The 12,519-nt window shown below is 73.0% G+C and carries 11 protein-coding genes and 1 pseudogene; 10 read left to right on the top strand and 2 right to left on the bottom strand.

All coding sequences use genetic code 11. The features are described from left to right. The first annotated feature begins 210 nt into the window (after positions 1-210). The 10 genes and pseudogenes from J7W19_RS29450 to J7W19_RS29405 all read left to right on the top strand — a co-directional run bounded on the left by J7W19_RS29450 (position 211) and on the right by J7W19_RS29405 (position 11,136). The gene (locus J7W19_RS29450) at positions 211-966 is read left to right on the top strand and encodes a bestrophin-like domain (RefSeq protein ID WP_004937949.1); all 756 of its coding nucleotides are present in this window, start codon (positions 211-213) and stop codon (positions 964-966) included. A 419-nt stretch (positions 967-1,385) separates the two neighbouring features. Further along, complete coding sequence (egtA, locus tag J7W19_RS29445) at positions 1,386-2,630, top strand: ergothioneine biosynthesis glutamate--cysteine ligase EgtA (RefSeq protein WP_040887455.1); 1,245 nt, start codon at positions 1,386-1,388, stop codon at positions 2,628-2,630. 254 nt (positions 2,631-2,884) lie between these two features. Continuing rightward, on the top strand, positions 2,885-4,174 hold the full coding sequence (egtB, locus tag J7W19_RS29440; protein ID WP_051072444.1) for an ergothioneine biosynthesis protein EgtB: 1,290 nt from the start codon (positions 2,885-2,887) through the stop codon (positions 4,172-4,174). Beyond that, a complete protein-coding gene (gene egtC / locus J7W19_RS29435; RefSeq protein ID WP_004937961.1) occupies positions 4,174-4,917 on the top strand; it encodes an ergothioneine biosynthesis protein EgtC in 744 nt (247 codons plus the stop codon). The genes egtB and egtC overlap by 1 nt, the downstream gene beginning before the upstream one ends. Positions 4,918-5,006: 89 nt before the next feature. Continuing rightward, positions 5,007-5,966 carry an L-histidine N(alpha)-methyltransferase gene (gene egtD, locus J7W19_RS29430; protein ID WP_004937964.1) on the top strand — a complete coding sequence of 320 codons (960 nt, stop codon included), beginning with the start codon at positions 5,007-5,009 and terminating at the stop codon, positions 5,964-5,966. 184 nt (positions 5,967-6,150) lie between these two features. Then, positions 6,151-6,642: a universal stress protein gene (locus J7W19_RS29425; protein ID WP_004937966.1), complete on the top strand. Its 492-nt coding sequence runs from the start codon at positions 6,151-6,153 to the stop codon at positions 6,640-6,642. Between the two features lie 61 nt (positions 6,643-6,703). Beyond that, positions 6,704-7,390: an ABC transporter ATP-binding protein gene (locus tag J7W19_RS29420; RefSeq protein WP_004937971.1), complete on the top strand. Its 687-nt coding sequence runs from the start codon at positions 6,704-6,706 to the stop codon at positions 7,388-7,390. Then, positions 7,383-9,074 carry a DUF6297 family protein gene (locus J7W19_RS29415; protein WP_004937973.1) on the top strand — a complete coding sequence of 564 codons (1,692 nt, stop codon included), beginning with the start codon at positions 7,383-7,385 and terminating at the stop codon, positions 9,072-9,074. Before J7W19_RS29420 ends, J7W19_RS29415 begins: the two co-directional genes overlap by 8 nt. Positions 9,075-9,258: 184 nt before the next feature. After that, positions 9,259-9,381 (top strand): annotated as a pseudogene (locus J7W19_RS29410) (dodecin family protein); the annotation flags it as partial. A 90-nt stretch (positions 9,382-9,471) separates the two neighbouring features. Further along, the gene (locus tag J7W19_RS29405; RefSeq protein WP_004937979.1) at positions 9,472-11,136 is read left to right on the top strand and encodes a recombinase family protein; all 1,665 of its coding nucleotides are present in this window, start codon (positions 9,472-9,474) and stop codon (positions 11,134-11,136) included. Here J7W19_RS29405 and J7W19_RS29400 read toward each other — a convergent pair. After that, entirely contained in the window at positions 11,133-11,351 is a 219-nt protein-coding gene (locus J7W19_RS29400) for a dodecin (protein ID WP_004937981.1), read from the bottom strand. The genes J7W19_RS29405 and J7W19_RS29400 overlap by 4 nt on opposite strands. A gap of 120 nt (positions 11,352-11,471) precedes the next feature. Further along, positions 11,472-12,371, bottom strand: coding sequence for a hypothetical protein (locus tag J7W19_RS29395; RefSeq protein ID WP_004937984.1), 900 nt, complete (start codon positions 12,369-12,371; stop codon positions 11,472-11,474). Positions 12,372-12,519: the final 148 nt, after the last annotated feature.

Genomic DNA, 12,519 nt, shown 5'->3' with positions numbered 1-12,519 from the left:
TCCGGGAGCGAGCGCCGCCGCTCTGGCGTCCGCCTTCGCGACCGACGCCGACCGGCCCGGACCGGTGCGTCCGAACATCCGCTCCGCCCCCTCGAACGCCCTCATCCCATCGGAGGAAACCACCCCGCATCTCGGCTGAACGGGTGACACACACCGCAGTATCTCGGTGGCGCGCGCCCTCGCGCCGTTGGGGCGAATCCGGAGGATGCCGTGGACGAGTGGGTGGTGCTGGTCCTCGCGATGGTCGCGGTGATCGTGGTCGTCGTGTCCGTGATCCTGCTGCGCGGGCGGCGGGTGGGGGCCGGCGAGGATCCCTCCGAGACGCCCGACGTGATCGAGTACATGACGATGATGATCGGCGTGGTCTACGCCATCGTCCTCGGGCTGGCCATCGCCGGTGTCTGGGAGGCAAGGAACTCCGCACAGGCGACCGTGCAGGCCGAGGCGCAGGCGCTGCACGAGATCCAGGAGCGCGTACAGGCGTTCGCGCCGGCCGCCCGGGAACAGGTGCGGGCGGACGTCGACACCTACGTGCAGTACGTCGTGCACAAGGAATGGCCGGGCATGCTGGACGACGGGCAGCTCACCGACAAGGGGAAGGAACTGCTCGACAAGGTGCGGGCGGACATCACCGCCTACGAGCCGAGGAACGACCGCGAGAGCCAGTCGTACCAGCCGCTGCTGGACCAGGCCGGGGCGGCGGACGCGGCGCGCAACGCCCGTGCGCAGAGCGCCGGGGACACCATGCCGGGGGTGGTGTGGTTCGGCCTGATCGGCGGGGCGCTGGTGGCCGTGGGCCTGATCTACACCCTGCAGATCCGGCGGTCGCCGCGCGAACTGCTCCTCGCCGGGCTCTACAGCGCGCTGATCGCCTTCCTCCTCTTCCTCATCTGGGACTTCGACGCCCCCTTCGGGCACTACGTCGGTGACACCACCGACGCGTTCACCGATCTGTTCGCCGTCTGACGGGCACGCCGCTCGGTTCCGGCCAGACTCCGCCGGCCGTCCCTCGTACGCCGCGTCGCCCCCTCCGCCCCCTCCATCCGTGACGGCGCCGGCCGGGGGCGGCACGGCGTCCGCGCCCGCGACGTCCCAGCGCCCGGCCGCGTGCCCACCGTTCCGGGCCCGGGCGACCGCCGCCCCGGGCCCGTACGCCTCCCCCGCGGTGACCGGTCCGGACGGGCCCGTCGCCTCCGCCCCAATGGTCTACGCCTTTCCCGGGCGGCTCCCCGCGCGCCCTCCAGGCATGACCGGTTCCCAGCGCAGGGACACGCGTTCGGCCCTCCGTTTGGGGGTACAGGGCAAGGGGGCTGACCGACAGGAGGGCACCCGGAGTGACCGACGAGAGCATCGCCTATGGCGAAGGCGCGACCCGGACGGTCGATATGGACGAGGCGGCGGCACTGGTCCGCGGCATCTGCTTCAAGACCGGCCCGCCCCGCCTCCTCGGCGTCGAGCTGGAATGGCTCGTCCACGACCTGCGCGAACCGACCCGCCCGGTGGAAGCGGCCCGGCTCAACGCCGCCGCCGACCGGCTCCGCAAGCTTCCACTGCGCTCGCTGCTCACCATCGAGCCCGGCGGCCAGATCGAGTTCAGCTCGCAGCCCGCCACCTCCCTCACCGCCTGCGTGGACGAGGTGGCCGCCGATCTCGACCTGGCCAGGGCCGAGCTGAAGGACATCGGGCTCTTCCTCGCCGGCTACGGCAAGGAGCCCTGGACCCATCCCGACCGGGTGGTGGAGACCCGGCGCTACAGCGCGATGGAGGTCTACTACGACCGCTGGAACGGGGCCGGCCGCACGGTGATGTGCCGGACGGCGTCCGTCCAGGTCTGCGTCGACGCCGGCAGCGAGGGCCCGGGTCCGCTCGGGTTCGACCGCCGCTGGCGGTACGCGCACCTGCTGGGCGCGGTGCTGGCCGCCGCGTTCGCCAACTCGCCGCTGCACCTGGGGCGGCCCACCGGCTGGCGCTCCACCCGCCAGGCGACCTACGCCCGGATGGACCCGGGCCGCACCCTCGCCCCGGCCGAGCACCTGGAGCCGAGGGCGGCCTGGGCCGAGTACGCGCTGGACGCGGAGGTGATGTTCATCCGGCGCGAGGAAGGACCGTGGCAGCCCGTACAGGGCCTGCCGCTGCGCGAGTGGCTGCGCACGGGCGAGCCGCGGCCGGTCACCGCGGGCGATGTGATCTACCACCTGACCACGTTGTTCCCGCCCATCCGGCCGCGCGGCCACCTGGAGATGCGCATGATCGACGCGCAGCCGGGCGAGGACGGCTGGCTGGTGCCGCTCGCCGTGACGGCGGCGCTGTTCGACGACCCGACGGCCGCCGAGACCGCGTACCGCGCGGTGAAGCCGCTGGCCGACGCGGCGGGCGGGGAGCCCACCCCGCGCAACCCGCTGTGGCGCCGGGCCGCCCGGCACGGCCTGTCCGATCCGGAGCTGCACGCCGCGGCGGTGGGCTGCTTCGCGGCGGCGCGCGAGGCGCTCCCCCGGCTCGGGGCCTCGCCCCGGGTCCTGGAGGCGGTGGACGCGTTCACCGCCCGGTACGTGGACCGGGGCCGCTGCCCCGCCGACGACCTGCTGGACCTGGTCGCGGACCGGCCCGAGGGCACGGAGTGCGGGCCGTGACCGCCACGGGACGCGGGGCCACGGGACGCGGGGCCACGGGACGCGGGGCCCCCGGCCGGGAGACCGGCCCGGAGACCGGCCGGAAGACCGGCCCGGAGACCGGCCGGAAGACCGGCCCGGAGACCGGCCGGAAGACCGGCCCGGAGACCGGCCGGGAGACCGGACCAGGGACCGGACGGGAGACCCGGCCGGAGCCCCGACCGGAGTACGACGGCACGGACCCCGGCGCGCTCCGGCGGCGCGCCGGGGAGGCCCTGCTGGCGGCCCGTGAGCGCACCGCCGCGCTCACGGGCTGCGTACCGGACCCCGAACTCCTCGCCCAGCACTCGCCGTTGATGTCCCCGCTGGTGTGGGACCTGGCGCACATCGGCAACCAGGAGGAGCTGTGGCTGCTGCGCGCCGTGGGCGGGCACGCGGCGCTGCGGCCGGAACTGGACTCCGTCTACGACGCGTTCGAGCACCCGCGCGCCGAACGCCCCTCGCTCCCGCTGCTGCCCCCCGACGAGGCCCGCCGCTATGTGGCGGACGTCCGCGGCCGGGCGCTGGACGTCCTCGACCGCGCGCCGGTCGGAGAAGACGGCGGCGGCCCGCTGGTCCGGGCGGCGTTCGCCTTCGGGATGATCGCCCAGCACGAGCAGCAGCACGACGAGACCATGCTGATCACCCACCAGCTGCGGGCCGGCCCGGCCGCGCTCACCGCTCCGGAGCCGCCGCCCGCCGCCCCGGACACGGCCGGGCTGCCCGTCGAAGTCCTCGTCGAGGGCGGCCCGTTCACCATGGGCACCTCGACCGAGCCGTGGGCGCTGGACAACGAGCGGCCCGCGCACGAACGCGTCGTGGCCCCGTTCTTCATCGACACGCTGCCGGTGAGCAACCGGGCCTACCTGCACTTCGTCGAGGACGGCGGCTACCGCGACCCCCGCTGGTGGCACCCCGAGGGCTGGGCGCAGGTGCGCCGGCACCGGCTGACGGCGCCGCTGTTCTGGCGGCGCGACGGCGGGTCGCCGGGCGGCTGGCTGCGGCGCCGCTTCGGCGTGGTGGAGCCGGTGCCGCCGGACGAGCCGGTGCTGCACGTCGGCTGGTACGAGGCCGCCGCGTACGCCGCCTGGGCCGGGCGGCGGCTGCCCACGGAGGCGGAGTGGGAGAAGGCCGCCCGGTACGACCCGGCGTCCGGCCGCTCCCGCCGCTACCCGTGGGGCGACGCCGACCCCACCCCCGAGCACGCCAACCTCGGCCAGCGCCACCTGCGCCCGGCCCCCGTCGGCGCCTATCCGCGCGGCGCGTCCCCGCTGGGCGTCCGGCAGCTGATCGGCGACGTGTGGGAGTGGACGGCGAGCGACTTCCTGCCGTACCCGGGCTTCCGGGCGTTCCCCTACCGCGAGTACTCGGAGGTCTTCTTCGGCAGCGCGTACAAGGTGCTGCGCGGCGGGTCGTTCGGGGTGGACCCGGTCGCCTGCCGGGGCACGTTCCGCAACTGGGACCTGCCGGTGCGCCGGCAGATCTTCGCCGGTTTCCGCACGGCCCGCGACCCGGAGCCGTGCTGATGTGCCGGCACCTGGCCGTGCTGGGTCCCGAGGCCCCGCTCGGCGCGTCCGTCGCCGACCCGCCGCACTCCCTCGTCCGGCAGTCGTGGGCGCCGCGCCGGCAGCGGTACGGGACGGTGAACGCGGACGGGTTCGGCATCGGCTGGTACGCGGACGGCGACCCGCGGCCCGCCCGGTACCGCCGGGCCGGGCCGGTGTGGGCGGACCCGTCCTTCGCCGACCTGGTCCGGGTGGTCCGGAGCCGGGCGCTGCTGGCGGCGGTGCGGGACGCGACCGGGCCGGGCGCCGACGGCGAGGCCGCCGCGGCCCCCTTCGCCGCGGGCCCGTGGCTGTTCAGCCACAACGGCGCGCTCACCGGCTGGCCCGGCTCGGCCGCGCCCCTCGTCCCGCTGCTGCCCGCCGCCGCCCTGCTGCGGCTGGAGGCCCGCTGTGACGCGGCGTTCGTCTGGGCGCTGGTGGCGCACCGGCTGCTGGACGAGGGCGATCCGCCCGGGCGGGCGCTCGCGGGCGCCGTCACCACCCTCGCGGAGGCCGCGCCCGGCTCCCGGCTGAACCTGTTGCTCACCGACGGCGCCTCGGTCACGGCCACCGCGCACGGGGACACCCTGTGGTACCTGGCGGGGCCCGGCGAGCGGATCGCGGTGGCGTCGGAGCCGTACGACGACGATCCGCGCTGGACCGAGGTGCCCGACGGCACGCTGCTGTCGGCGGACCGCGCGCGGGTCGCCCTCACGTCCCTGTAGCCCCTCCCTTTTCGAGTCCCCTTTCGAGTCCCCTGTCGAGCTCCGCCTTCCTTTCCCCTGCCCCGCCGCACGCGCAAGGAGCCCTGCCCGTGAGCCAGTTCGTCCTCTCCCGCACCCTCCCGTCCGACGCGACCGCCGCCGCCCTGCGCGCCGACGTCGCCGAGGGGCTGACCCGGTCGCCCAAGGAGCTCCCGCCGAAGTGGTTCTACGACGCGCGGGGCAGCGCCCTCTTCGACGAGATCACGCTGCTGCCCGAGTACTACCCGACGCGCGCCGAACGCGAGATCCTGAGCGCCCGTGCGGCCGCCATCGCCGCCGCCACCGGCGCCCGCACGCTCGTCGAACTCGGCTCCGGCTCCTCGGAGAAGACCCGCCACCTCATCCGGGCGCTGCCCCTGCTGGACCACTACGTGCCGGTGGACGTCAGCGAGAGCGCCCTGTCCGGGGCCGCCGCGACGCTGCTCGGCGAATATCCCGGGCTGCGGGTGCACGCCCTCGTCGCCGACTTCCAGTACGGCCTTGCCCTGCCGGACACCCCCGGGCCGCGGCTGCTCGCGTTCCTCGGCGGCACCATCGGCAACCTGCTGCCCGCGGAACGCGCCGAATTCCTGGCCGGCCTGCGGGCCGGCATGGCCCCCGGCGACGCCCTGCTGCTCGGCACGGACCTGGTCAAGGACGAGCGGGTGCTGGTCGCGGCGTACGACGACGCGCGGGGCGTGACGGCGGCCTTCAACAAGAACGTCCTCGCGGTCGTCAACCGGGAGCTGGGCGCCGACTTCGATCCCGCCGACTTCGCGCACGTGGCCCTGTGGGACGCCCACCACGAGTGGATCGAGATGCGGCTGCGGGCCCGGCGGGCCGTGCTGGCGAAGATCCCGGCGCTGGACCTGGCGGTGCACTTCGCCGCCGGCGAGGAGGTGCGGACGGAGGTGTCCGCGAAGTTCCGACGGGAGGGCGTACGGTCGGAACTCGCCGCCGCGGGATTGGAGTTGCGACGGTGGTGGACGGACGACGCGGGGCGCTTCGCGCTGTCGCTGTCGGTGCCGTAGGGCGCCTGCGGCGGGCTGGTGCCCCGGTCCCGCCCCTTCGCCGCTTCCTGGGGCTGCGCCCCAGGCCCCTTTTCGCGGCTCCGCCGCTCGTCCTCAAACGCCGGACGGGCTGGAATCAGCCCGTTGGGGGTGCCCCTCTGGGGGAGGGACCGGGGCGAAACCAACCCCCGGGTAACCTGACCCCGTGAACCAAGAGCAGCCCACCCCCGAACACGGCAGCCTGCCGACCGGCTTCGAACGCGGCACCGACGGCCCCAAGGTGATCGTCGTCGGGGTGGACGGCTCCGAGTCCTCCTGGCGTGCCGCCGCCTACGCCGCCGGGCTGGCCCGCCGGCAGAACGCGATGCTCGCCATCGTCTACGTACAGCCCGTCCTGGTGGGCGGCGCGGCGTTCGGGGCTCCGGTGGCCGAGGTGACCGAGGAGGTCGCCGAGGAACTGCTCGCGGAGATCCGCGCCACCACCGAGCGGCTGCGCGGCCTCTACCCGCACGCCATGCGCTGGGAGTTCCACACCTTCCGCGGCGACCCGTACTCGGGCCTGGTGCAGGCGGCCGACGACCTCAAGGCCGACGCGGTCGTCGTCGGCGCGTCGGAACAGGCGGGCCACCGCATCGTCGGCTCGGTCGCGGTCCGCCTGGTGAAGGCGGGCCGGTGGCCGGTGACGGTGGTCCCGTAGGCACCCCCGTCCCCCACGGACGTTCAGCACCACCAGCACCACCCAGGGGAGGAACCCCGCCATGCCCGAGTCCCCGTCCGGGACACCGCTCCTCCGGATGACGGACGTCGGCCGCGACTACGGCGACCGCGCCGTACTCCGCTCCGTCACCCTGACCCTGGCGCGCGCCGAGTGCCTCGCCGTCACCGGCCCCAACGGCTCGGGCAAGTCGACGCTGCTGCGCCTGGCGACCGGCCGGGAACGGCCCACGTCGGGCGAGGTCCTGTTCGACGGCGTGCCCGTGCGCGAGGACGACCCCGGCGTGCGGCGCCGGCTCGCCGCCGTCATGGACGCCGCGTCCTTCTACCCGGACCTGACCGTCCGTGAGCACCTGATGTTCGTCGCGCTGGCGCACGGCCTGGGCCGGGCGGCGGAGGACGCGGTGGCGCGGGTCCTCGCCGACCACCGGCTGGCGGAGCGTGCGGACGCGCTGCCGGACGCGCTGTCGTCGGGACAGGTCCAGCAGGCGCTGCTGGCCTCGGCCTTCGTACGCCCGCACGACCTGCTGGTGCTCGACGAGCCCGAGCAGCGGCTGGACACCGCGGCCCGCGCCGGACTGGCCCGGCGACTGCGCGCCCACAAGGCGGCGGGCGCCGCGATCCTGCTGGTCACGCATGACGACGAGCTGGCGGCGGCGGTGGCCGACCACGTCCTGGACCTGGCCTCCGGCAGGGTCCGCGCCGCCGCGGAGGCGGTGACCGGTGGCTGACGCGCTCGTCGGGGAACCGGCCGCGGAGGCCGGTCCCTCCGCCTCCCGCGCCGCGCTGGAGTTCCTGCGCCGCGCCCGCCGCGAGGAGAGCCGCCGACGGCGGCGCGACGGCGTCGTGACGCTGTACGGCGTCGCGCTGACGGCCGTCGTGTGGGTGCCCGCGCTGATCGCCGTCGCCCGGGCCGTGAACGCCGCGTCCCCGCAGGGCGCGCCCGCGGAACGGGTCCTGGCCGCCCTGCCGGTGACCGTCCCGGCCCTCGGCGCCGCCGCCTTCCACGCGCTGGTCCGCAGCGCGGCCTGGCGGGGACCGGTCCTGGTGGACCTGCCCACCGTCCGGTGGGCTCTGCCGCTGCCCGTGGACCGCGGCCGGCTGCTGCTCCCCCGGTTCGCGAGGGCCGCCGGTCTCGCCGCGGCCGTCGGCGCGGCGGCGGGCGCGGTGTTGGGGCTGCCGGCCGGGACGCTCTCGCCGGGATCCGGTACCGCCGGCCGGGCGTGGGCCGCGGCGGCGGGGGCCTGGAGCGGCGCGGCCGTCGCGCTCACCGCGGCGGGCTGCGGCGCGCTCGTCGAACGGTACGACGGCCGGGGGCAGGGCCGGTCGGAGAGCCGCCGTTCCCGCGTCGTCGGAGCGGTCGCCTCGGCGGCGGTCCTCGCGGGACTGGCCTTGGCCGTCGTGACGGCGGTGGACAGGGACGCGAGCCCCTGGACCGGGCGGGTACTCCTGTGGTCGGGTCCGTGGGGCTGGCCGGCGCAGCCGCTGGTGGCGGCCGTGGGCGGCCCGGCCCCGGGGTGGCCGGCAGCCCTCGCGCTGTCGGTGGTCTCGACGGCGGTGGTGCTGGTGGCGGGCGCGCGGGCGGTGCCGGCGATACCGGCGTCGGCCCTGCGCGCCCGGGCCACGGTGGCCGAGCGGATGACGGCGTCCGTGTTCTCCCTGGAGCTGCGCCAGGCACGGCTGGCGACGCGCGGCGGGCGCTCGGCGACCCGTTCCCGCCCCGTCCTGCGGCTGCCGGTGCCGCGCCGGCGGTGGCTGCTCGTACCGTGGCGGGACGCGACGGGGCTGCTCCGGGCGCCGGCCCGGCCGGTACGGGCGCTGGTCCGGCTCGCGGCGGCGGTGGCCCTCACCGCCCTCGCCCCGGCGGCGCGGACGACCCCGCGGGTCGTCCTGGCCGTCCTCGCGCTGACCGCCGCGTACCTGTCGGCCGCCCACCTCGTCGAGCCCGCCCGCCTGGACAGCGACGACCTCCGCCGCCGCGTCCAGCTCCCGTACTCCTCCGGCGCCCTGGCCCTGTGGCACGCCGTCGTCCCGGCCGCCCTGCTGGTCCCCGGGCTGGCGGCGGGCGCGGCGGTGGCGGTGGCGGCCGGCCGGGGCTGCGCCGGTCTCGCGGTGCTCGTCGGCTGTGTCCCCGCCCTGGTCGGCGCGGCCCTGGTCAGCGCGTACCGGGGAGCACTGCCGCCGCAGGCGGTGGTGGGGACGGACACTCCGTTCGGGAACACGGCCATGTTCCAGCTGGCCGGCTGGTATCTGCGCGGCCCCCTCGGCGCCCTGGTCACCACCGGACCGGCGCTCGCCCTCGTCCTCCTCCACCGCGGCCCCGCCCCGGCGGCCGTGGCCGGCTGGCTCGCGGCGGCGGGCGCCGCACACCTCTGGTGGGCCCACCACACGGCCCGCCGCCTCCACCGGACGTGACCGAGCGGGGGTGACGGACCGGACGCGCCCCGGGGGCCGCTGCCCCCGCCATGCCCCACCCGGCGCCGCCGCACCCCCCGGACTCGCGACCACGCCAACGGCGGCGCCCGCCTCGCGCGGACACGCGGTGTGCCGGACGGTGGTGGGGTCAGCAGCACGCGCGCCGCCGGGAGGACCCCCACCCATGACGAACCACACGTACCGCGTGACCGAGATCGTCGGCTCGTCCCCCGAGGGCGTCGACCAGGCCATCCGCAACGGCCTGTCCCGCGCGTCGCAGACGCTGCGCAACCTCGACTGGTCGGAGGAACAGATCACAAAACCCCTCCCCGCTTGACCGGTCCTTTACCATTGCGGGCGGGGGGTGTGATCAGAGACGTAAGGCAAGCACCCTCTCATGCAGATAGCACCACCCAAGCCCGGCGCCGGCACCCGGGTCCTTGGCGTTCGACGCATCAGCCACGACACCGAGGCGAGCTCCGCCCTCGTTCGGCAGAAGAAGGAGCACGACGCAGCTGAGAAGCGCTTCGGCTTCCACATGGTCGGCGACGTTGAAGACGCCACAGTCTCCGGTTCAGTGAACCTGGCAGACCGCCCCTCGCTCGGGAAGTGGATGGTCTCTCCCAAGATCCATGAGTGGGAAGCGCTCATGGTCACGGCTCAAGATCGAATCACCCGTGACGACTGGGAGTGGATGGCCTTCCTGCTGCTGTGCCGCGAGCACGGCAAGCACGTGATCATCCTCGAAGAGCCGAGCTTCGACCTCTACGATCGCAGCTCCCGGATGATGTCCCACTTCCGGTCGTACAAGGACTCGGAGTACCTGGACTCGATCAAGAAGAAGAAGCGCGACCAGGTTCAAGACTTCCGCGAAAACGGGCTCTGGCCTGGTGGGAACTGGCCCTTCGGATACCGGACCGAGAAGTTCTTCCATGAGCCTTCTGGGAAGTTCCGGTGGAAGCTTGTCATTGACCCCGTGACCAGCAAGCTGGTTCGTGAGGCGTACTCCAGGATCGTTGAGCAGGGCTGGACAACTGGCCGTCTGGTCTCGGACTGGAACAAGCGGAAGATCCTCAGCGCCCGCGACTACCAGCGCCACGTCAACGCGCTTGAAGGTCGCGAGAACGTGGATGTGGAGGTCAAGGGGACCTTCTGGAGCCACGGATCCATGACGAAGATGCTCTCGAAGAAGCAGCTCATCGGGCAACGGGTCCACAAGGGCGAGGTCATCATGGGCCCCGATGGTCTTCCGCAGAAGTTCTGCGACCCGATCCTTACGCAGGCGGAGTTTGACGCTCTCCAGGCAATCCTCAAGGCGCGGGGCGACAGGTACCGCGGGAAGGAGAAGGTGGGGTCCGGTGATCTGACCGGGGTTCTCTACTGCCTGTGCGGTCGCAAGCAGCACGAGCTGTACAGCCAGAAGAAGGCTACAAAGACACAACCTGCGATCAAGAACTACTACGCCTACTTCTGGTGCGCCACGAAGCCTGCAACCAACATGGATGCCTGCCGCTTCGGACTCTGCTGGCCCCAGGAGCAGGTGAAGGCCGAGCTGGAGTCTGCGTTCCTGCACCGCCTCGGGAGCATCGAGATCAAGCACAAGTCCTTCAAGCCCGGCGTGGACAACCGTCCGCAGATTGAGGAGGTCAAGAAGGGCGTGGACCGGCTGACCAGTCGCCTCCTGAAGTTCGATGAGGACGACCCTCGGTACATTGCGGCTGAGAAGCTTCTCGAAGAGCACACAGCAACGCTCAAGGAACTGGAGAAGAACCCCGTGGTTCCGTCTCGATGGGTCGAAGAAGGGACCGGCGTGACCTTCGGGAAGCGCTGGGGCGAGATGGACTGGGAACAGCGAGGTTGGCTGCTGAAGGGCCTGGGGGTCCGCTTCATCTCGGCTGGCACGACGAAGAAGCCCCTGTATTTCCTCGTGCACCCCGACGACGTGGTCGAGAAGGCCCACCACGCGGCCGGCGGCATCGTGGATGCCCTGAACCAGGAGGTCTGGCTCAAGAAGGTCGAGGAGTTCCAGAAGATCGTGGCTGCGATGCAGCTCACTGCCTAGCCGCTGGAGTCCTCCAGACGGAAGCCGACCTTCAGGCCGACCTGGAAGTGGGCTAGCTGTCCGTTCTCGACGTGGCCGCGGATCTCGGTGACTTCGAACCAATCGACCTCGCGGAGACTTTGGCAGGCACGGTTGATGCCGTTCCGGATAGCTGGGTCGATTCCTTCGGTGGATGATCCAACGATCTCGGTGACTCGGTAGACGTGGTCTCCCATGTCGGCCGCTCCTTCGTTCCGATGCATCCACAGTGCACGGAACCGGGGGGCGGCGCGAGTCGAGGCGGGCAGCTTGAGCCCCCTGTTCCCACGCGATAGGAACAGGGGGCTTTTCCTTACTTAAACCCGGTTCCCCGTGTACCAGGTCAGATCATCCGGGTACCACTGGCGTTCCCGATCGCTAGCACGTACCTCGTCGGCCGACTTCGACAGGTGTGAGTGGTTGACGATGTCCTGGATGCTGAACTCCAGGATCTCCACGGCGGTCCTGCGCCATCGCTCCCAATCGTGCGCTTCGGCCGTGTCCATGCGGTTCGCGTCGGTCACGCGCAGATGGCACGGTGCGTCGGGGTCGAAGTCGAAGATCGGCCGCAGGTCCTTCACTCTGCGAGCGCGCTCAGGGCCGAGTGCGCTGACTGCTTGCGCCAGCCGGATCTCGAACATCTTCGTGGCTCGCGCCTGGAACGCGATCTCGTACAGAGACAGGGCTACGAGCACCGTTGCCATGTGGGCGTCGACAGCGCTGCCGCCGGCTTGGGGATAGAGACGGGTGTAGACACCTGTGTCCGAGGCGATGGCGAAGGAAGACAGATGCCGGGCGGCGCGGAGGCAGTGGGTGAACATCGTCCCTGTGGAGATCAAGCAGCCGAGTTCCCACCGGACCCGCGGGTCGTCATCGACCCACTCCGGTTGCGGAGCGAGGGTCCGATCTTCGTCCAGCGGGGGAAAGACGACGGTCTGCATCTGACCATTCGGGAAGGCCGACGGCTGTCCCATGGCGGCGAGGTGGAGCATCTGCCTCACGTCACGTGCAGTGACCCGGCTATCTGTCCACTCGTGGCCGCAGATGGGGCACACGACCAGGCCCTCATCCCCTTGTGTGCCGAGGGTGAGCCGTTCTGCCGTTCCGCACTCTGGGCAGTGCAGGGGCTCGCGCAGGTCGTCCCCGATCTCTCCCACGTACCTGGTGATCGTGATTTCGCCCGAGAACTGAATGTGACCCCAGTCTGCCAGCGCCATTGCGTCCCCTGCCCCAGTGATCGGCCCCGTAGGGCCATCTCACCCCGCTCGACGGCGGTTGCCAAGACCTGATCATGCTTCCGGCAAATCGAGGGTGGAGAGGTAGGCGTCATGCAGCAGGGTGAGGTCGTCCATCACGGCTAGGAGC

This window comes from Streptomyces mobaraensis NBRC 13819 = DSM 40847 (assembly GCF_017916255.1).
In the GTDB taxonomy this organism is placed as follows: domain Bacteria; phylum Actinomycetota; class Actinomycetes; order Streptomycetales; family Streptomycetaceae; genus Streptomyces; species Streptomyces mobaraensis.
This window is presented reverse-complemented; position numbering and strand designations above follow the sequence as displayed.

What these genes read in the sequence shown, in the direction of transcription:
- egtA (WP_040887455.1), top strand. Translation starts at nt 1,386, where the DNA reads ATGGACGAGGCGGCGGCACTGGTCCGCGGCATCTGCTTCAAGACCGGC.
- J7W19_RS29395 (WP_004937984.1), bottom strand. Translation starts at nt 12,371, where the DNA reads ATGGCGCTGGCAGACTGGGGTCACATTCAGTTCTCGGGCGAAATCACG.
- J7W19_RS29420 (WP_004937971.1), top strand. Translation starts at nt 6,704, where the DNA reads ATGCCCGAGTCCCCGTCCGGGACACCGCTCCTCCGGATGACGGACGTC.
- egtC (WP_004937961.1), top strand. Translation starts at nt 4,174, where the DNA reads ATGTGCCGGCACCTGGCCGTGCTGGGTCCCGAGGCCCCGCTCGGCGCG.
- J7W19_RS29405 (WP_004937979.1), top strand. Translation starts at nt 9,472, where the DNA reads ATGCAGATAGCACCACCCAAGCCCGGCGCCGGCACCCGGGTCCTTGGC.
- J7W19_RS29400 (WP_004937981.1), bottom strand. Translation starts at nt 11,351, where the DNA reads ATGGGAGACCACGTCTACCGAGTCACCGAGATCGTTGGATCATCCACC.